Source organism: Pseudarthrobacter sp. fls2-241-R2A-127 (assembly GCF_030209355.1).
In the GTDB taxonomy this organism is placed as follows: domain Bacteria; phylum Actinomycetota; class Actinomycetes; order Actinomycetales; family Micrococcaceae; genus Arthrobacter.
Genome location: NZ_JARVSF010000011.1, coordinates 95,050 through 114,430 on the forward strand (window position 1 = coordinate 95,050; position 19,381 = coordinate 114,430).

Below are 19,381 nucleotides of genomic sequence, written 5' to 3' on the forward strand. Positions count from 1 at the left end.
CGGTCAGGAGCCGATGCGCAGATGTGGGTTTGTGGCCATTAGACGAGTCCAGTCAGATCACCCCTTGAAGTTACGCCCAGCTTGGTGAACACCTGGTACAGGTGACCTTCGACGGTGCGGACAGAGACACCCATTTCCAGGGCGATGTCGCGGTTTGAGGCACCCCGGCCGGCCATCCGCGCGATCTGCCGCTCGCGGCTGGTCAACAGCGGACTCCCGCTGCTGGGGACGATGGGGAGGTTGGCTACGGTGGCGGCCAGGATATCCAGCCGTGCTTGTGCGGTCCGGGCCGAAAGGGCGTCCCCGTCCTGGCGGGCAAAGTCCACCGCCAGTGCCATGCAGCGGGCTTCGACGGCGTCGAGTTCCAGGGTGGCTGCCAGCTCGCCGCCGGCGAGGAGTGCTTTGGCATCCTTTGTCCGGCTTCCCACGGCTATCAGACGTGAGACTTCGGCCAAGGGGCCCTGCCGCTGGCCCGCGATCTCTTCCAGGAAGCGGAAATCGGCATCGCTGCCATTCACCGTGGCCGCCAGCAGGTAGATGCCGGCGATGGTGTAACGGCCGGCTTCGACGTTCGCACGGGCCCCCTGCTTGAGGCTTGTCACGGCGTCGGAGTCGCCAAGCCACCGTCCGGCAACCAGCGTACAGAACTCGATGATGCTCTCCACGGCAAACCCCGACCTGCCGGGCATACGCTGGAGCTTCGTCAGGTACTTGCGGGACAGCGCTGCGTTCCCGATCTGGGCGTAGGCCAGGGCCGTGGCGGCGTAGGCGGTGCGCAGCGCACCCTGGACCGGTTGCAGCTCCAGCTGCGCAGCGGCCGAAATCAGGGGTTCCAGGGCGGCTTCGCCGCGGCCGGAAAATACGAAGGCGATCCCGGCCGCGATTTCCGTGGCCGCGCTGCGGTAAGGAAGCCGGAAGGGCTGGCCGACGCTGAACGGGGCCATGAGGTCGATGCAGCGCCGCCACTGGCCGGCCATCAGCAGGACGAAGTAGGCCTCCCGGGTATACCGCTCCCGGAGACCCACAATGTGCGAGGCATCGCTGATTTGGCCGCCGACCTGGCGCACGAGTCCGAGGGCGTCCATTTCCCGGCCCGTCATGGCCAGGGAGCTCATCAGGATGATCGCGCACTGGAGCCGGTACCCGGTGTCAGGGTTGGCGGCGGGGTCCACCGCCCGCTCAAGTGCCGGGATCATGGCGGTGTACCTGCCCGCGTGCGCCTGGTACTCGAATTCGCTCAGCGAGATGCGGTTGGCGGCCACCGCGGCCGGCGCAGGCCAGGCTGAGTGGTCCCCCACCGCGTCCAGGCGTTCGCGGGCGGAAGCGAAGAGCTCCTCCACGTCGCCGGCCCGCTCCGGAAGGCAGAGCATGACCCTCGCCTTGGCGGCCACCACCTGGGCGTACTCGTCGAGGTCAAGGGCCTCAAGTTCAGGTTGGGTGATGTCCTCAAGGGCGGACAGGGCCTGGACCGCCATGTCCAGCTGCAGGTACGCGGCGGCTTTTTGCCGCTGCGCGGACGCCCATTGGGAATCCGTCCGCTGGAGCATCTCGGCATAGGTCAGCGCAAACCGGGGGTCGAAGAGCTGGACCGCGGCCTGGGCGGCCGCCAGCGCGAGCGCCGGGCTGAGTTCCGCCTCGCATTCATGGGTCCAGGCGGCAAAGGACATCAGTTCTTCGACGGTCATGGCCGCGGGGTCGGGCTCTGTGCCGCCCAGCAGCACGCTGCGGAGCTCCCGGCGCCGGGAAATGCTCAGCCAGGTCCTGACGACATCGCCGATGTACTTCTCCCGCAGCGACACCCAGCGGTGCTCGGAGTCGTCGATCTCCAGCAGTCCGGCGTCCTCCATGTCCGCCACAACGTCGGCGCCGTAGATGGCGGTCAGCCTGGACAGTTCCACGCGGCGCGCACAGGACAACATTTCAATGACTTCGCGGGTTTCCGGTGTTTCCCGGGTCCAGCGGGACCTGACGATGTCGTCCAGGCTCGCGGCGCCGTCGAGCACCACTTTGTCCCGGAGCGTCCAGACCGATTCGGACAGCACCAGGTTTCCGGAGAGCTGTTGCTCGGTGACCAGGGCCTTGAGCAGCAGGGGGTTGCCGCCCACCATCTGGTGGTAGGTGGTGACCAGGGACGATGAGACGCGGTGCCCCAGCAAGGACAGCAGGACCTGCCGGGTCTGCAGTTCGTTGAGGTTGCTGAGCCGGACCTCGGTGAGCTTGCGGTCCGTGAGGAGCCAGTGGAAATCCGCCGGGAGGTCGCTGGCTTTGGGGGCGACGGCGATGATCCGGGCCGTGCCGGTCAACAAGACGTTCAACAGCACGCCGGCGCTCATGTCGTCGATGGTGCCGGAGGTGTCCAGCGTGATGATGCACGGCCTGCCGGCGGCGTCGCTGCGGATCAGGGAGGTGATCCCGCGCAGGATGGCCGTGGGTGAACCCATGTAGGCCTGTGGCAACCGGGCAAGCAGGAAGGAAAGGCAGCCATACGGGGTGTTGGAGCCGGAGGGTGCGCTCCGGAGCTGGAGCGACCAGATGTCCGGGCCCAGGTCGGCCACCGCTGCCCTGGCGAGGGAGGATTTCCCCACTCCGCGGGCGCCAGTGATCACCGCACCGAAGGAGTGTTCGCTGGTCAAGGCTGTGCGGACGGCGTCAAAGTGGGCACTTCGTGCCGGCACGGACCATTGGCGGCCCTCCGGCACGGCGGAGGATCCCGTGGCCAGCCCATCACCCTGAGGTGTTGACCCACGTCCCCAGCTGAGTGGCTCGATTGACATGAATTTGTCCCCTACATCCTGCAATAGCGGGATGTAGCCCCATTGCTCCCCCGCATAGGAAGAAGAGTACCCCTTGCCACTGACAAGGAAACAGGGCACAACGGAACTTTTACGATTCTGCCTGGCGTGATCCGGACTTGGCGGGGTGGAACTTCTGCTGTGCGGCGCTGAGCCCTTCCCGGAGCAAGGACTCAACGGCATCCGCCGAGTCATCGAGCAGGAAGGGCAATTCCTTCCGTTCTGCGGTGCCAAAATCCCGCAGGACGTAGTCTGCAGTGTCCATCCGGCCCGGGGGCCGGCCCACTCCAACCCGGACCCGGAGGTAGTCCTTGGTGGCAAGGGCCTTGGAAATATCGCGCAGGCCGTTGTGGCCGCCTTCGCCGCCGCCAAGCTTGAGTTTCACCGTGTTGAAAGGGATGTCGATCTCATCGTGGACGGCCACTACGTGGTCCGGGGCGATCCCGTAGAAGTTGGCGAGGGCAGAGACCGGGCCGCCGGAGACGTTCATGTACGTCATCGGCTTGGCAAGAACCACCCGCGGACCGCCGATTCCCAGGCGTCCCTCAAGGACCTGGGCCCGGGTTTTATGGGTCTTGAAGCCTGCGCCAATCCGGGAGGCGAGTTCATCAAGGACCATCTGGCCAACGTTGTGCCTGTTGCCTTGGTACTGCGCCCCGGGGTTGCCGAGGCCGATGATCAGCCAGGTATCAGTCATGGATCAATCCTATGGGGGCGGTGGGCGCGGTAACGGCGCCCTGCGGACACGACAGTGGCCGGCCCCGTGCGGGGTCCGGCCACTGTCAGGAAGTGCGGAGTACTTACTCTGCGGCTGCTTCTTCCGCTGCCTCGGAAGATTCCTCGGCTGCCCCTTCGGAAGCACCTTCGGTTTCTTCTTCAACGGCGATTTCGACGGCCTCGGAGATGTTGACGACCAGTGCCTCGGCGTCGGTCAGCAGGACGGTGCCCTTCGGCAGGACCAGGTCGGAGCCGTGGATGTGCTCACCGGCGCCGCGGCCTTCGATGTCGACGACGACGGACTCGGGCAGGTGGGTTGCCTCGGCCTCGAGGGACACAACCGTCAGTTCCAGGTTGTGGACGGTACCGGGAGCGGATTCGCCCTCGACGTGCACGGGAACGTCAACGGTGACCTTCTCGCCCTTGCGGACGGTCAGGAGGTCGATGTGCTCGATGATCTGCTTTACGGGGTCGCGCTGGATGTCCTTGACCAGGGCCAGGTGGCCTTCACCGTTGATGTCCAGGGACAGCAGGGCGTTGGCGGTGCGGACAGCCAGGGTGGTGGCCTTTGCCGGGAGGGTGATGTGGATGGGCTCTGCGCCGTGGCCGTAGATGACGGCGGGGATCAGGTTGGCCATCCGTGCGCGGCGGGCATAGCCCTTGCCGAATTCGGTGCGCAGTTCTGCTGCGAGCTTCTGCTCAGACATGGAAATCTCCTTGAAGACGAAACGGTGTTCAGCAAGGGCGGAGGTCTGGTGTGACCTTCAACGCCGGGCGGCCGGTAAGCGGCCCTTCAAGAAGGCGTCCCCCATAACAAGGGACAAGCAGACCCAGTCGATAACGGAGACGTTACTCTCCCTCGCCAAGGTATCGGGGTCAATCCTACCAGCGCCGGGCGGGTTTCCTTGAAACAGCGCTGGGCCTGCCGAAACCGCAAGGTGGGGTTTCGGCAGGCCCAGCCTGCGGTTGCTACGCCTTGCCGTCGAAGAGGCTGGTGACCGAACCGTCGTCGAACACTTCGCGGATGGCGCGGGCGATCAGCGGCGCAATGGACAGCACGGTCAGCTGCGGGAAGCGCTGGGAAGCGGTGAGTGGCAGGGTGTTGGTAACCACCACTTCGCGGGCACCGGACTCGGAGAGGCGCCGGGCGGCCGGCTCGGAGAAGACGGCGTGAGTTGCCGCTATGATGACGTCCTTGGCCCCCGCGTTCTTCAGCACATTCACAGCGCCTGAGATGGTTCCGCCGGTGTCGATCATGTCATCGATCAGCACGCAGGTCCGGCCTTCGATCTGGCCCACAACCGTCTTGGAGACAGCCTGGTTGGGGACAGTGAGGTCCCGGCTCTTGTGCACGAAGGCCAGCGGCGCGCCGCCCAGGCGTTCGGCCCACTGCTCGGCCACCCGGACGCGACCGGTGTCCGGGGAGACAACGGTGATGTTTTCGGCGTCCACCCGGGTGCGGATGTAGTCGGCGAGCAGCGGGATGGCCATCAGGTGGTCCACGGGACCGTCGAAGAAGCCCTGGATCTGGGAGGTGTGCAGGTCAACGCTCATGATACGGTCCGCGCCGGCGGTCTTGTAGAGGTCTGCCACCAGGCGGGCGGAGATGGGCTCGCGGCCGCGGCCCTTCTTGTCCTGCCGTGCGTAGGGGTAGAACGGGGAGACCACGGTGATGCGCTTGGCGGAGGCCCGCTTCAGCGAATCGATCATGATCAGCTGTTCCATCAGGTGGTTGTTCAGCGGTGCAGGGTGGGCCTGGATCACGAAGGCGTCGGTGCCGCGGACGCTTTCACCCGCGCGGACGTAGATTTCGCCGTTCGCGAAGTCGTAGGCATCTACGGGCAGCAGGTCAGTGCCGAGTTCCTTGGCGATTTCCCGGGCCAGCTCCGGATGGGCCCGCCCGGTGGCGAGCACCAGCTTCTTTTCGCCGTGCGCCGTAATTTCGCTCATTGTTACTTGCCCTCTTCTGTAGATGCCGGGGTACTGGAGGATTTTGGGGTGGCCGCCTGGGCCAGTTCGGCGGAGCGGGTTCCCGGACGGTTCGCGGGGACCCAGCCTTCGGCGTTGCGCTGTGCGGCGACGCTCACTGCAAGTGCGCCGGCCGGTACGTCCTTGCGGATCACCGCGCCGGCGCCGCTGTAGGCACCGTCCCCCACGGTGACCGGCGCCACGAAGACGGTGTTGGAGCCTGTACGCACGCCCGAGCCGATGATCGTGCGGTGCTTCTTCTCGCCGTCGTAGTTTGCCGTGATGTTTCCACAGCCGATGTTGGTGTCTTCGCCGATTTCGGCGTCGCCCGCGTAGCCCAGGTGCGACAACTTCGATCCCCGGCCGATGGTGACGTTCTTGGTTTCGTAGAAGGCGCCGATCTTGCCCTGCTCGCCCAGGACGGTGCCCGGCCGCAGGTAGGTGAAGGGGCCGACGCCGGCGTGGGCGCCGATCACGGCTCCGGAGCCGTGGGTGCGGACCACCGTTGCGGCCTCGCCGACCGTGACATCGGTCAGGGTGGTGTCGGGGCCGACGACGGCGTCCCTCGCCACGGTGGTGGCGCCGTGAAGCTGCGTGTTGGGCAGCAGCCGGACGTCCTCGTCCAGCGTGACGGACGCGTCGATCCACGTCGTGGCCGGGTCCACCACCGTGACGCCTGCGCGCATCCAGGCTTCGACGGTGCGGCGGTTCAGTTCGGCGCCGAGGGCGGCCAGCTGGACGCGGTCGTTCGCGCCTTCCACCTGCCAGCGGTCGGCGGTGACGACGGCGGCAACCCGGCCTCCCGCGGCACGTGCCAGGAACAGGACGTCGGTGAGGTATTTTTCGCCCTGCGCGTTGTCGGTGGTGACCTTGCCGAGGGCGTCGCGGAGCACAGCGGCGTCGAAGGCGTAGATGCCGGAGTTGACTTCGCGGATCAGCCGCTCTGCCTCGGACGAATCCTTGTGCTCGCGGATCCCGGTGACGGAGCCATCCTCGCCCCGAAGGATGCGGCCGTAGCCGGTGGCGTCGTCCAGGATCGCGGTGAGGACGGTGACGGCGTTGCCATCGCGTTCGTGGGTGGCAACCAGTTCGGTCAGCAGGTCACCCGACAGCAGGGGCACATCGCCGTAGGTGACCACCACCGTACCGGCCAGGTCCTTTTCCGCGTGGAGCGCCTCAAGCGCGGCCTCCACGGCCCGGCCCGTGCCCGGCACGTCGTCCTGGTCCACGATGACGGCCTCAGGATCCAGTGCCGCTACATGACCGGCCACCAGGTCCCGTTCGTGGCGCACCACGATGGCAAGCCGCTGGGGGTTGATGCTGCGGGCCGCCCGGAGGGCGTGGCCCACCATGGACAGGCCGCCGATTTCGTGGAGGATCTTGGGGGTACGCGATTTCATCCGGGTACCGGCGCCTGCTGCCAGAACGATTACAGCGGCCGGGCCGGCATTCTCGGGGATCACGTACGGGCTCTCCTTGCTAGGTTGTGCTGGCGCTTTGCGGTGTCCGGCGGCCATGTCCGCCCGGCACCGGGTGCCTCCTACTGAACGCTCCTCGCACAGCAGTTCCGCCCATAGGATTCGAACCTATACTCCACGGCTCCAAAGGCCGGGGTGCTGCCGTTACACCAGAGCGGACCGTGCCGGAGGACTCAAGGCCCGGGCACAAGTCCCTATTTTGCCACGGGTTCAGGGCACCGCGCGACACCGGCCGGTTCTGCCCTGCCGGCCGGGCGGAATCAGGCCCGCGGCCGGTGCGGCATGATGGGAATGTGAGCAACAACCTGCCGCGGATGCGGATGACCGGCCTGCAGCGTCGCCGACAGTTGATCGACGTCGGCCGGGGCCTTTTCGCCGTACGCGGGCTCGACGGGACCACCATCGAGGAGATTGCTGCCAGCGCAGGCGTGTCCAAGCCGGTCATCTACGAGCACTTCGGATCCAAGGAAGGGCTGTACACGCAAGTGGTGGAGTGTGAGTTCCACATCCTCCTGGACTCCATCAACACGGCCCTCACCGAGGAAGCCAAACCCCGCGTCCTCGTCGAACGCGCCGCCCTGGCCCTGCTGACCTACATCGAGGAGCGCACCGAGGGCTTCCGGATCCTCATGCGCGACGCTCCCCCGTCCCAGCCCGAGGGCGCCTTCTCCACCCTGCTCTCCCACGTGACCGCCCGCGTGGAACACATCCTCTCGGATGAGTTCTCGCGCCGCGGCTTCAGTGGTGAGGACGGCGCCATGTACGCCCAGATGCTGGTGGGCATGGTGGCCATGACCGGCCAATGGTGGCAGGACAGCCGCCAGCCGGACAAGCAAACCGTTGCCGCGCACCGGGTCAACCTGGCCTGGAACGGCCTGACCGGCCTCCAGAAGGACCCGGAGCTGCAGTCTGGAGGGTAAGTCCCTCGGCCAGGCGGTCAGTCGCCCAGGAGTTCCGAGGCCTCCAGCCACTCCATTTCCAAGGCGTCTTTTTCGTCCGTGAGGTTCTTGAGCTGTTTGTTCTGGTCCGCGAGCTTGTCGAAGTCGCCGGCCTCGGTGGTCTTCAGCATCAAGTCGTGAAGCTTCTTTTCCTCTTGGTCCAGCTTCTTGATCTGCCGCTCGATCCTGTTGAGGGCCTTGCGGGCTTCACGCTTCTCGGCCTCCGAGGGACCAACGCCGGAACCACCGGCGGCCTGCGCCTGACCGGCGCTGGTGACGGGGTTCCCGCCGCCGGTCACGGTGGAGCCGGCCAGGGCGGCCTCGCGCAGCTCAAGGTACTGGTCCACGCCGCCGGGCAGGCCGCGGAGCTTCCCGTCGCCCAGGAGGGCCATCTGGTGGTCGGTGACGCGTTCGAGCAGGTAGCGGTCGTGGCTGACCACCACCAGGGTGCCGGGCCAGCCGTCCAGGACGTCCTCCACGGCGGCGAGGGTGTCGGTGTCGAGGTCGTTGGTGGGCTCGTCAAGCATCAGGACGTTGGGCTCCCCCACCAGCAGCCTCAGCAGCTGCAGCCGGCGCCGCTCACCGCCGGAGAGGTCTTTCACCGGGGTCCACTGCTTCTGGTTGGTGAAGCCGAGCTGCTCCACCAGCTGGCCCGCGGTGAATTCCCTGCCGCCCACGTTGAACGAACGCTTCTCCCTCTCAATGACCTCGATGACGCGCAGGTCCGCGACGTCGTCGAGCTCCTTGACCTCCTGGGTGAGAACCGCGGTGACCACGGTCTTCCCGCGCTTGAGTTTCCCGGCGTCGGGCGTGATCTCGCCGTTGAGCAGCTTCAGGAGGGTGGTCTTGCCGGCCCCGTTGACGCCCACCAGCCCCAGCCGCTCCCCCGGGGCGAGGCGGAGGGTGATGTTGTCAAAAAGCTTCCGGCCGGCGTCGCCGCCCCGGAAGTTCAGGGAGATGTTTTCCAGGTCCAGGACGTCCTTGCCCTGGCGGGCCGTGGCCATTTTGTTCAGCGCCATGGAGTCGCGCGGCTCAGGGACATCGGCGATCAGGGCGTTGGCGGCCTCGATCCTGAACTTGGGCTTGGCGGTCCGGGCCGGGGCGCCGCGGCGCAGCCATGCCAGTTCCTTCTTGACCAGCTGCTGGCGCTTGCTTTCAACCACGGACGCCATCCGGTCGCGCTCGGCACGGGCCAGGACATACGCCGCGTAACCTCCTTCGAAGGGGTCCACGATGCCGTCGTGCACTTCCCAGGTCTTGTTGCAGACTTCGTCGAGGAACCAGCGGTCGTGGGTGACCACCAGGAAGGCGCCCTGGTTGGCCCTCCAGCGGGTTTTCAGGTGCCGGGCAAGCCAGGCGACGCCTTCGACGTCGAGGTGGTTGGTGGGTTCGTCGAGCATGATGACGTCGTGGTCCTCGATGAGCAGCTTGGCCAGGGCCACCCGGCGCTTCTGCCCGCCGGAGAGGGCGTGCACGTTGGCATGCCAGTCGACGTCTGACACCAGGCCGCCCATGATCTCGCGGATTTGCGGGTTGCGTGCCCACTCATAATCCGCCTGGTCCCCCACGATCGCGGCACCCACGGTCAGGTCGCCGTCGAGCACGTCGCTCTGGTCCAAGTACCCGACATTGACGTCGCCGCGCTTGGTGACCCGGCCCGAATCCGGTGTGGAGCGCAGGGCCAGCAGCCGCATCAGCGTGGACTTGCCGTCGCCGTTCCGGCCCACCATGCCGATCCGGTCGCCTTCCTCAAGGCCCAGGGTAATGCCGTCCAGGACGGTGCGGGTCGCGTAGGAGACTGTGAGGTTCTCGCCGCCAAGAAGGTGTGCCAAAAGGAACTGCTTTCTGCTGCCGAACTAAAAGGGTCTAGTGGTGCGTGTCGGAGATGATGCGCGCCCCGGGGACCGGGCCGTGCACGTGGAGGGCTGCCAGGCCCTGGTGCCGAAGGTCCTCGGCCAGTGCCTCGGCCGCCACGGGATCGTCGGCAAGCAAGGCCACGGTGGGGCCGGAACCGGACACGATTCCGGCGATCGCGCCGTGGGATTCGCCGATGCCCAGCGTATCGCGCAGGGCCGGGGCCAGGGAGATGGAGGCACGCTGCAGGTCGTTGACCAATACGCGGCTCAGGGATCCGGCGTCGCCGCCGCGCAGGGCCGCCAGGATATGCGGATCCACGCCGGTGGGTTCGTCCGCCGTGACGCCTTCGGCGTCCCGAAGACTGTCGAGGGTGCGGTACACCTCCGGGGTGGACAAGCCGTACTCGGCCAACACCAGCACCCAGTGGGTTTGCGCCTTGGCCAGCGCCGGGGACAGTTTGTCACCCAAACCCAATCCCACGGCGGTGCCGCCGAGCAGCGAGAACGGAACGTCCGCTCCCAGTTCCGCGGCAAGGTGTGCCAGCTCTTCCCGGGACAGTCCGCTGTTCCAGAGCGCGTCGCAGGCCAGGAGCGTGGCCGCGGCGTCGGCGGAGCCGCCACCCATGCCACCGGCGACCGGGACGCGCTTGGTGATTTCCAGGTGCACGCCGGTGGCGTGCACGGAGACATCCGCCATGATGGCGGCCGCCTTGTAGGCCAGGTTGTTGCTGTCCAGGGGGATGTCGACGGCGTCGAGGTCCAGGGTGCTTTCCGGGCTCAGGCTGAGCGTGATCCCGGGAGTCGCGGTGCTGGTGGCGGCAACTTCCTCGTAGAGGGATACCGCGAGGTACACGCTGGCGACGGAGTGGTAGCCGTCCGGACGCAGCGGCCCCACCGCCAGGGATACGTTGACCTTGCCCGGAGCTTTGACCCTGACGGTCCTGGCCGCGAAACGGCCCGCTGGGGCATTCACGGCCGTGATTCCTTGGCTTCGGCGATCGTGGATTCCTTGGCTTCGGCGATCCTGGCGAAGGCCTGGATGTCGATGACCTCGCCCCGGGCGGTGGGGTCCACGCCCGCGGCAACCAGGCAGCGTTCGGCTTCCGGGGCGCCGCCTGCCCAGCCGGCGAGGGCGGCCCGCAGGGTCTTGCGGCGCTGGGCGAACGCGGCGTCCACCACGGCGAACACTTGTTCGCGGGTGGCAGTGGTGGCCGGCGGTTCGCGGCGGGTAAAGGCCACGAGGCCGGAGTGGATTTTCGGGGCTGGCCAAAAGACGTTCATGCCGATCACGCCGGCCTTGCGCATCTGGCTGTACCAGGCGGCCTTGACGGACGGTACACCGTAGGTCTTGGATCCCGGCCCGGCGGCCAAGCGGTCCGCTACCTCGTCCTGCACCATCACCAGTCCGTGCTGCAGGCTGGGGAAATGCTGCAGCAGGTGCAACACCACCGGGACCGCCACGTTGTAGGGCAGGTTGGCCACCAGGGCGGTGGGTTCGACGGGCAGTTCGGTGACCTTCATGGCGTCGTCGTGTACCAGGTGGAACGCGTTGGCTGCGGCCGGGCGCCATTCCTTGACGGTTTCCGGAAGCTTCGCGGCCAGGACGGGATCGATTTCGACGGCGACGACGGCCGCCGCTGCGTCGAGCAGCCCCAGGGTCAGGGACCCAAGGCCCGGGCCGACCTCGAGGACGGTCTCGTCCGGCCCCACTCCGGCGGCAGTGACGATCCGCCTGATGGTGTTGCCGTCGATGACGAAGTTCTGGCCCAGGGTTTTGGTGGGACGGATCCCGATTTCCTCTGCCAGCCGGCGGATGTCGGAGGCGCCGAACAATGGTGCGGGCACGGCGGGGATCGGTTCAGTCACCTAGGTATCCTATCCCGCGCGGCAGCTCCGCCCTGTCGGCTTAACGGCAGTGGCCGGGCCCGGTTGTCCGGGCCCGGCCACGCTGTGGGCGTCGTGCTTGTCCGTTGAATCAGCTGCTGGCTGCCCAGCCGCAACCCCACGGTGAGAGCCCGCGCTGGGCGTAGACACGGTTGGCGATGTCGATCTGCTGGGCCTTGGTGGCCAGGCTGGCGTTCGGGGCGTACGCGCCGCCGCCGGCTCCAATCCACGTGCGGATGTCGAACTGGAGGCCGCCGTAGTAGCCGTTGCCGCTGTTGATGCTCCAGTTTCCGGTGGACTCACACTGGGCGATCTTGTCCCACATGGCTTCGTTCATCATGGCCGGCGCGGCTGCACCGGTGTTGGCGCCTGCGGGTGCTGCAGCGGGGGCGGCTTCGACGGCGGGCTTGGCCTTGGTGCCCACGGTGACCTTTTCGGTGACCGGCTGGACGGCGACGTTCTCGGAGACGAGGGTGCGCGATGCTTCCCGGCCGTCAACAAGCACCAGCTTGAAGGTGCGCTCAATCTTCCCGGCCGCCCCAGCCTGGGTCACCTGCTTGTCACCCTTGAGCATGTCGGCGCTCTCGGCGGTGACGGTGTCGAAGGGCACGTCTTCGCTGGTAACGGCGGTCTGGCTGGTGTCCACCCGGGAGACCTTGATGACCATGTTGTTCACCACATTGGCGTTGGCCGGCTGGGAGGAGCGGTCGTTGGCGCCGAGGGTGACACCGGAATCCGCAAGGACCTGGCCCACGGTTGCGGCCGTGGTGGTGGCGGTGTTCACCTTGCCGTCGGCGACGATGCTGACGGTCTTGGGTGTGGAAATGGAGACATATGAACCGGCCAGTGCGAGCGTGGCATCCTTGGGCACGGAGACAGCCGATGCGCTGGCGACACCAAGCTCGGTAACGAGGCCTTCGACGTCCTGGGCGGTGGTGTTGACCGTCTTTTCGGCCCCGTCAAGGCTGACCTTGACCTCTTTGGCCTGGTTGACGTTGATGACGGTGCCGTTCTGCACGGAAGCGTCCAGGGACGGCGATACGCGGTCACCGGGCTTCAGGTCCAGGTTGGCACTCTTGACCACCTGCGCCACTGTTCCACCAAAGGACTGCACGGACGAGGCTTTGCCGTCCACGTTGAGCGTGATTGTTTTGTTATTGCCCACGAAAGCCACGAGGCCTGCGACGAGGCCGCAGAGCACCAGAAGTTGGGCGCCAACCTTGATATAGCTGAACTTGCCGTCCGTTGTGAAGAACTTGATCACGATTGCCCGTAACTCTAGGTCTATCCGGGCACGGGGAATCGCGCAAAGGAATGCCCGGAGCAAGCTCAAAAAGAACGTCCGGGCATCGATGCACCGCCACACTCCCCACAGCGGGATGGCCGGACACTGGCGTGCCCGGAGCGGCTGCGGTTGGAGCGAAATTACCCGTTGGCCTTCCCCGACCCCGGCTAATAGTTGTCCACTGTAACCGTAGCGTTATAAAGCGACCAACATTTTTGCATACCAGGTATGGTCCTCGATTACGGAACGGGGTGGGATTTTAGTCCCAGGATCCGTATGCCCGCACGGTATTTTCGCTGATGGCGTTACACAGGCCGGCGAGGTCGGAGCCTGTCAATTCTGCCATGGCCCGGACCGTGTACGGGACCATGTAGCTGGCATTTGGCCGCCCCCGGTGCGGATGCGGCGTCAGGAACGGTGCATCCGTTTCCACCATGATGAGTTGGCGGTCGGCGACGGCGAGCGCGGCGCGAAGGTTCGCGGCGTTCTTGAAGGTCAGGGTGCCGGCGAAGGACATCCACCAGCCCTCTTCGTTGCAGGTCCTGGCCAGATTCTCGTCGCCGGAGAAGCAATGGAATACCACCCTGTCCGGTGCACCTTCCTCCCGCAACACCCGCACCACGTCGTCGTGCGCGTCCCGGTCGTGGATTTGGAGGGTGAGGTCCAGTCGCTTGGCGATGTCAATGTGGCGCCGGAAGGAGTGCTCCTGGTGCCGCAGTCCCTCACCTTCAGTCCGGTAGAAGTCCAGCCCCGTCTCGCCGATCGCGCGGACCCTCGGATGCGCTGCGAGCCGTTCGATCTCGGCGAGGGCGACCTCCAGTTCTCCCCTGGCGGCATAGTGCGGAGCATCGTTGGGGTGCAGGGCCACGGCCCCCAGGAGCCGATGGTCCTGGTCCACGGCTTCCACCGTGAACCGCGACGATGCCAGGTCACAGCCCACCTGGACCGCCCCCTGGACCCCCACCGCTGCCGCCGCGTCGAGCGCGGCCTTGATCCCCACCGGCGCCGTTCCATCAGGGAAGTCCAGGTGGGTGTGGTTGTCCATGACCGGTACAGGCAGGGGTTCCGGCGCGGGCGGATACTGCTTGCGCGGCGAAGCTTCCGGGTCCGTGGGGCCAGTGTCAGGGACCCGGTAGGCGGCGGGAGTCAGCGGATTGCACATCCAACCAGCCTAGCGGCCGAAAGCGGGCGCATATTTGCCGGAACTCTCTGTCAGGCACGGCAGTTGTGTTAGTAATCTGGAACGAACACACGCGCACGCCCACCGACGGGCGAAGGCAGGCTTGCTGTCCCGTCCAGGTGAAACCCGGGCTGAAAGGTTGCCGATGGAACCCCACCGACGCACTGCCAACAATGGGAGCGCACCGAACCTGAACCTGGCCGGCGTCACGGATGCCGTCAGCCGTCTGAACGGGCACCGGCCCGCCGCCATGGAGCCGGAGTCCTTCCATTCCGCGGCCCAACGCATCCTCACCACCGTCAACACGGTGATCGACGGGAAGTCGGATGCCGCCAAGCTGGCGCTGACTGTCCTGCTCGCCCAGGGCCACCTGCTGGTGGAGGATGTGCCCGGCGTCGGAAAGACCCTCCTGGCCAAGACACTCGCCCGGACCATCGACTGCACCGTCAACCGCATCCAGTTCACCCCGGACCTCTTGCCCTCTGACGTGACCGGGGTTTCCATCTACAACCAGGCCTCCCGGCTCTTTGAATTCCGGCCCGGTGCCGTGTTTGCGAACATCGTGATCGGCGATGAGATCAACCGCGCCTCTGCCAAGACGCAGTCCGCCCTGCTTGAGTGCATGGAGGAGCACCAGGTGACGGTGGACGGCAACACCTACAAGCTTGATGAACCCTTCATGGTGGTGGCCACCCAGAACCCCATCGAGATGGAAGGGACGTACCCCCTGCCTGAGGCACAACGGGACCGCTTCATGGCCAGGATCTCCATGGGCTATCCGGACAAGGAAGCCGAGATCGAAATGCTTGAGACCCACCAGGCGGTATCGCCGCTGGCCACCGTCAGCCCCGTGGTGACGGCATCCGACGTGGCGGCCATGACCACCACCGTCCAGCAGGTCTACGTATCCGGGGCCGTGAAGGAATATACGGTGTCCCTGGGCCGCGCCACCCGGGAAAGCCCCCTGCTCCGGCTGGGGGCCAGCCCCCGTTCCATGCTGCAGCTGCTGCGTGCGGCCAAGGCCACGGCCGCGCTGGACGGACGGGATTTCGTTGTCCCGGACGACGTCGCAGGGGTAGCCGAGGCCGTGTTGGCGCACCGGATCATTGTCGACCGGAAGGCCGCCGGTGCGGGCGAAACCCCGCACAGCGTCCTGCAGGGAATCCTCTCCCGCCTGCCCGTTCCGCAAGCGCCCCCGGGGCAGGCACCGCGGCCGGCGGCGGCCGGCGGCAGGAACCGCTAGGGCAGACCATGGCGCTCCTGGACAAGCTTCCCCGGCACCTGTTCACCAGGCGCGGCTGGGGCATGCTTGCCTCCGGGGCGTTCGCACTGGCCGCCGCCCAGGTGATGGGGCGCCGGGACCTGCTGACACTGGCGCTGCTGCTGCTGGTACTGCCGCTGGTCTCCCTGGCCGGGATCCGGCTGGTGAAACCGAAGTTCCGGGTGTTCCGCGAGTTCAACCCCTCGCCGGTGGAAACGTCCGCGCCGGCCATCGTCCACCTCGCGGTGGGCCGGACGGGACCGGGAACAGGCCAGGTGACCATGGAGGAGCGGCTGCCCCCACACTTTGGCCAGGCGCCGGCCTTCCGGTTTCCTTCCCGTTCCGCAGCGGGCGGAACCAGCCGCTACGAATACCACCTGACGTCGGGCTACCGCGGCCTGTTCCGGATCGGGCCGGTCACGGCGGAGTTCACCGACCCGTTCGGACTCTCGCTCCATCGCCAGACCATTGACGACGGCGATGTCCTCACCGTGACGCCGGCCGCCGTCGTGTTGCCAGCCACGGCCCTGGACGGGGCGCGGGGCAACGACGGCGTCACCGCCACCCGCACCCGCGCAAATCCGAGCGATGACGACGTCATGACCCGCGAATACCGGCACGGTGACCCCATGCGCCGGGTCCACTGGGCCGCCACCGCGAGGCACGGGGAACTGATGGTCCGCCAGGAGGAATCCGTCACCACGCCGGAAGCCACCATCATCCTGGACCATCGTTCCGGCGCGTTTGGCGGCCACTCCGCGACAACGATGCCCGGGCTGCCCGGACGAAACGGGCACGGACTGGCCACCAGCGAAACCTTTGAATGGTCGGTGATCGCCGCCATGTCCGTCAGCGCCCACCTGGCGGAACGCAATTACAGCCTCCGCATCCTCGACGCGGGCGGCAACCCGGCCTTCCTGCACTCACCGTCGTCCCCCGAGCCCGGGGCCGAAGAGTTCAGCGGCACCTCCGGGTTGCAGTCCATAGCCGAGAGCCTCGCAGCGATCCACCTGTCCGGACCGTCCCACCCGCGGCGGGACACTCCGGCCCGGGACGCCCAGGGCCGGAACAGGCGGCACCGGGCCGCCGGCGGAGGGAGGACCCCGGCCGCCGAGCAGGAGCCGTCGGCCTTCGACGACCAGCTGATGGACAAGCTGGCCGCACACCGAATGCGCGGACCGTTGATCGCCGTGCTGGGAAGGATCAGTGCCGAGGAGGCGAGGGCGCTGGCTCCGGCTGCAGCGTACGGCACCAACGCATACGCCCTCCTGGCCGTCGAGAAGCCGGCCGATTTCCACGGCGTGCTGGACATACTCCGGACGAACGGCTGGCGCGCTGCCGCAGTGACGCCGCACGCCGGGCTTGCGGCAATATGGGGGCAGATCGACGAGGACCCTGCCGTGCCCGTGGCACCGGCGTCAGAAGTCCGCCGCGGAGCAGGAGTAGCCACATGACACTGGCACCCGCCCGGCCTTCAGGCACCGGGCATGAAGCCCACCACCAGCCTGCACCGCCTCCCGGGCGTGCGCGTGCCGGCGTTTACCCGTGGGCGATGGCGGTGGCGATTTCGGTGGCTGTCTGCGGGGCGGCCCTCTCGCTGAACGGCGTCCTTCGCGGCTGGAACTGGTTCTGGCCCGTGCTGACCACCGTGCTGGTGGTCAGCACTTCCCTCGCAGCCCTGCGTACGGTCCGCGCCCAGCCCCTCCTGGTCACGGCAGGCGGGTTCATCTCCTTGGCCGCCGTCATGACGCTGACCTTCTTCCGCAATTCAAGTTTCCTGTGGGTTTTTCCGACCGGCGCCACGCTCCCCGACCTTGACCGGTTGATGCGGCGGGCCAGCGAGACCGTCCTGTCGGAGACGGCGCCCGTGGCGCCCAACGCCGGAATCGTCATGGTGGTATGTGCGGTGCTTGGCCTGGCCGTCATCCTGGTCGATGCCCTGGCGGTGCCCCTCCGCATGCCCGCCGCCTCCGGGGTTGGCCTGCTGGCGCTGCTGGTGGTTCCCGCCATGATCAAGCCCCAGAGCGTGGGCATGTGGAGCTTCGCTGCCACCGCGGCCGGCTACCTGTTGATCCTGGCCTGCAGCCAGCGGTTTGCCCCGGACGGAAGGCTGCAGTCCGGCGCGCCCCGCAACCCCGGCCTGGCCAGGCGCGCAGCGCTGACCGGGGCCGCGGCCATGGTGGCCACCCTGTTGCTGCCGCTGGCCATTCCCGGCTTCGACCAGGGCACGTTCCCACAAGGGTCCAGGCTCAACCCGTGGGGCGGCACCACCGGCCTGAACCCGATGATCACGCTGGGCAGCAGCCTCCGCGCACCGGACGGCAGCGGACGGATCACCTATGCCACCAATTCCACCACCCCGCTCTACCTCCGTTCCGTCACGGTGGACAACTTCGACGGCGACTCGTGGGGTCCTGACGACCGCACCGCGTCCCGGGTCCCGCTGGACGGGCGGATCGACCCCGGATACGCAGTCTTCGCGGACGAGCAGGTGCGCCTGGTTACCGCCATCGACACCGGTTCCTTCACGAGCCCTTACCTGCCGGTCCCGTATGCGCCTGAGACCGTCCGGGGCCTCGGCGGCGAATGGACGTGGGACCCTGCCACCCTGAGCATTAAGGGCACCGACACCACCACCCGGCGCCAGGAGTACGTCGTGACGTCGACGCAGCCGAAGCTCTCGGCCGCGATCCTGGCCCAGGCGTCCGGACCTGTCCGGGGTATCCCTGACGACTTCAGCCGGATTCCCGGCAATGTCCCGGACATCGTCAAGACCACCGCCAATAAGGTGGCCGGCGCCGCAGGAACGCCATACCAGAAGGCCATGGCCATCCAGAAGTACCTGCGCTCATCCGAGTTCACGTATTCGCTCCAGTCCCCGGTCCAAGGTGGCTATGACGGAAACGGCCTTTCTGTCCTGGCGGATTTCCTCCAGCAAAAGAGCGGATACTGCATCCACTACGCCTCCGCCATGGCTGTGATGGCGCGGCTGGAAGGAATCCCCAGCAGGATCGCCGTCGGATACGCCCCGGGCAGGCTGACCGGGGCGACCATCGCCGTGGCCGGGCAAGGTGCGCTTCCGGAATACGAGGCTGACGCCCGCGACGCCCACGCGTGGCCCGAGCTGTACTTCCAGGGCCTGGGCTGGGTGCCGTTCGAACCTACGCCGTCGCGGGGCGTGGTCCCTGACTACGCCACCGACGCGCCGGCCCCCACCGTCCCGGATACCCTGGGCAACAATGACGGCCTCGTCCCCGACGCCGCCCCCGCGCCCTCCGCCTCCCCGAGCGCCACCGCGTCGCCGGTCCCCGGAGGCACGGGCAGCGGCGAGGGCGATTCGGCCCGGGTGCTGCCGTGGCTCCTCGGCGCTGCCGCCGTGCTGGGCGTGTTGCTCCTGGCGGCCGCACCGCACCTGGTCCGTTCCGGTACGCGGACGCGGCGGTTGAACCCGCGGTCCCCGGACCAGGCCGTCCCGCTGGCGTGGAACGAACTGACGGACCTTGGCACCGATTACGGAGTGCTGGCTGCGCCCAGCGAGACTCCCAGGGCGTATGCGGCCAGGTTCCGGCAAACGCTGCTGGGCGAACCTGGCGGCTTGGACCGCGAAGCGCACCAGGCCGTGGCCATGCTGACGTCCGCTTTCGAGCACCACCGCTACGGACGCCCGGATAACGATGTGCCGCCAAACGGCCAGCGGGGGCACCCGGCCGGCCAGGACATCCAGGCCGGGGTCGCCGCCCTGGAGGACTCCCTCCGGCAGAATTCCACCCTGCCCCGCCGCCTGCGGGCGGCCTGGCTTCCGCCGTCGGTCATCCGCCGCCTGGGGCTGCTGCTGGGCTTGCCGTTCAGGGCCGCCGGCAGCGGCGTCCGGAGCGTCTTCCATGCGGCCGCGCATTCCCGACACAGGAGTGCCGCTGGAAAGTCCGGGGCACAGTTGGCGGGCCGGCCGGCGGCACCGGCGGACGACGGCGTTCGCCGGCCGGGCAGGGGCTGAACGCAAAAGTGCCGGCCGGGAAGAATCC

Annotated in this window: 14 protein-coding genes and 1 tRNA gene; 4 read left to right on the top strand and 11 right to left on the bottom strand. The window is 67.3% G+C overall.

Annotated elements, in window-relative coordinates:
• Positions 1-38 precede the first annotated feature (38 nt).
• The 6 genes from QRN53_RS09055 to QRN53_RS09080 all read right to left on the bottom strand — a co-directional run bounded on the left by QRN53_RS09055 (position 39) and on the right by QRN53_RS09080 (position 7,114).
• Positions 39-2,774: a helix-turn-helix transcriptional regulator gene (locus QRN53_RS09055; RefSeq protein WP_285243679.1), complete on the bottom strand. Its 2,736-nt coding sequence runs from the start codon at positions 2,772-2,774 to the stop codon at positions 39-41.
• A gap of 109 nt (positions 2,775-2,883) precedes the next feature.
• Positions 2,884-3,489 carry an aminoacyl-tRNA hydrolase gene (gene pth, locus QRN53_RS09060; protein WP_285243680.1) on the bottom strand — a complete coding sequence of 202 codons (606 nt, stop codon included), beginning with the start codon at positions 3,487-3,489 and terminating at the stop codon, positions 2,884-2,886.
• Positions 3,490-3,592: 103 nt separating this feature from the next.
• Positions 3,593-4,216, bottom strand: coding sequence for a 50S ribosomal protein L25/general stress protein Ctc (locus QRN53_RS09065; RefSeq protein WP_285243681.1), 624 nt, complete (start codon positions 4,214-4,216; stop codon positions 3,593-3,595).
• Positions 4,217-4,478: 262 nt separating this feature from the next.
• On the bottom strand, positions 4,479-5,459 hold the full coding sequence (locus QRN53_RS09070) for a ribose-phosphate diphosphokinase (RefSeq protein ID WP_285243682.1): 981 nt from the start codon (positions 5,457-5,459) through the stop codon (positions 4,479-4,481).
• A gap of 2 nt (positions 5,460-5,461) precedes the next feature.
• The gene (gene glmU, locus QRN53_RS09075; protein ID WP_285243683.1) at positions 5,462-6,940 is read right to left on the bottom strand and encodes a bifunctional UDP-N-acetylglucosamine diphosphorylase/glucosamine-1-phosphate N-acetyltransferase GlmU; all 1,479 of its coding nucleotides are present in this window, start codon (positions 6,938-6,940) and stop codon (positions 5,462-5,464) included.
• A 102-nt stretch (positions 6,941-7,042) separates the two neighbouring features.
• A tRNA-Gln gene (locus QRN53_RS09080) sits at positions 7,043-7,114 on the bottom strand.
• Between the two features lie 134 nt (positions 7,115-7,248).
• Between QRN53_RS09080 and QRN53_RS09085 the strand changes: the two genes are divergently transcribed.
• On the top strand, positions 7,249-7,875 hold the full coding sequence (locus QRN53_RS09085) for a TetR/AcrR family transcriptional regulator (RefSeq protein WP_285243684.1): 627 nt from the start codon (positions 7,249-7,251) through the stop codon (positions 7,873-7,875).
• A 17-nt stretch (positions 7,876-7,892) separates the two neighbouring features.
• On the opposite strand, the gene QRN53_RS09090 is transcribed toward QRN53_RS09085, so the two are convergent.
• From QRN53_RS09090 to QRN53_RS09110, 5 genes are all read right to left on the bottom strand, one after another.
• On the bottom strand, positions 7,893-9,725 hold the full coding sequence (locus QRN53_RS09090) for an ABC-F family ATP-binding cassette domain-containing protein (RefSeq protein ID WP_285243685.1): 1,833 nt from the start codon (positions 9,723-9,725) through the stop codon (positions 7,893-7,895).
• Between the two features lie 34 nt (positions 9,726-9,759).
• Positions 9,760-10,722, bottom strand: coding sequence for a 4-(cytidine 5'-diphospho)-2-C-methyl-D-erythritol kinase (locus QRN53_RS09095; RefSeq protein WP_285243686.1), 963 nt, complete (start codon positions 10,720-10,722; stop codon positions 9,760-9,762).
• Positions 10,719-11,615: a 16S rRNA (adenine(1518)-N(6)/adenine(1519)-N(6))-dimethyltransferase RsmA gene (rsmA, locus tag QRN53_RS09100; RefSeq protein ID WP_285243687.1), complete on the bottom strand. Its 897-nt coding sequence runs from the start codon at positions 11,613-11,615 to the stop codon at positions 10,719-10,721. The genes QRN53_RS09095 and rsmA overlap by 4 nt, the downstream gene beginning before the upstream one ends.
• A gap of 109 nt (positions 11,616-11,724) precedes the next feature.
• The gene (locus QRN53_RS09105; protein ID WP_285243688.1) at positions 11,725-12,897 is read right to left on the bottom strand and encodes a resuscitation-promoting factor; all 1,173 of its coding nucleotides are present in this window, start codon (positions 12,895-12,897) and stop codon (positions 11,725-11,727) included.
• 280 nt (positions 12,898-13,177) lie between these two features.
• Positions 13,178-14,080, bottom strand: coding sequence for a TatD family hydrolase (locus tag QRN53_RS09110; RefSeq protein ID WP_285243689.1), 903 nt, complete (start codon positions 14,078-14,080; stop codon positions 13,178-13,180).
• A 163-nt stretch (positions 14,081-14,243) separates the two neighbouring features.
• Between QRN53_RS09110 and QRN53_RS09115 the strand changes: the two genes are divergently transcribed.
• The 3 genes from QRN53_RS09115 to QRN53_RS09125 are packed head-to-tail and all read left to right on the top strand — an operon-like array spanning position 14,244 to position 19,353.
• Complete coding sequence (locus QRN53_RS09115; protein WP_285243690.1) at positions 14,244-15,341, top strand: AAA family ATPase; 1,098 nt, start codon at positions 14,244-14,246, stop codon at positions 15,339-15,341.
• A gap of 8 nt (positions 15,342-15,349) precedes the next feature.
• Positions 15,350-16,813, top strand: a complete 1,464-nt coding sequence (locus tag QRN53_RS09120; RefSeq protein WP_285243691.1) for a DUF58 domain-containing protein — start codon at positions 15,350-15,352, stop codon at positions 16,811-16,813.
• A complete protein-coding gene (locus QRN53_RS09125) occupies positions 16,810-19,353 on the top strand; it encodes a transglutaminase TgpA family protein (protein ID WP_285243692.1) in 2,544 nt (847 codons plus the stop codon). The genes QRN53_RS09120 and QRN53_RS09125 overlap by 4 nt, the downstream gene beginning before the upstream one ends.
• Positions 19,354-19,381 lie beyond the last annotated feature (28 nt).

Coding starts and splice junctions, on each gene's coding strand:
- QRN53_RS09065 (WP_285243681.1), bottom strand. CDS start 4,216: ATGTCTGAGCAGAAGCTCGCAGCAGAACTGCGCACCGAATTCGGCAAG.
- pth (WP_285243680.1), bottom strand. CDS start 3,489: ATGACTGATACCTGGCTGATCATCGGCCTCGGCAACCCCGGGGCGCAG.
- QRN53_RS09125 (WP_285243692.1), top strand. CDS start 16,810: ATGACACTGGCACCCGCCCGGCCTTCAGGCACCGGGCATGAAGCCCAC.
- QRN53_RS09070 (WP_285243682.1), bottom strand. CDS start 5,459: ATGAGCGAAATTACGGCGCACGGCGAAAAGAAGCTGGTGCTCGCCACC.
- QRN53_RS09110 (WP_285243689.1), bottom strand. CDS start 14,080: ATGTGCAATCCGCTGACTCCCGCCGCCTACCGGGTCCCTGACACTGGC.
- QRN53_RS09115 (WP_285243690.1), top strand. CDS start 14,244: ATGGAACCCCACCGACGCACTGCCAACAATGGGAGCGCACCGAACCTG.
- QRN53_RS09055 (WP_285243679.1), bottom strand. CDS start 2,774: ATGTCAATCGAGCCACTCAGCTGGGGACGTGGGTCAACACCTCAGGGT.
- QRN53_RS09120 (WP_285243691.1), top strand. CDS start 15,350: ATGGCGCTCCTGGACAAGCTTCCCCGGCACCTGTTCACCAGGCGCGGC.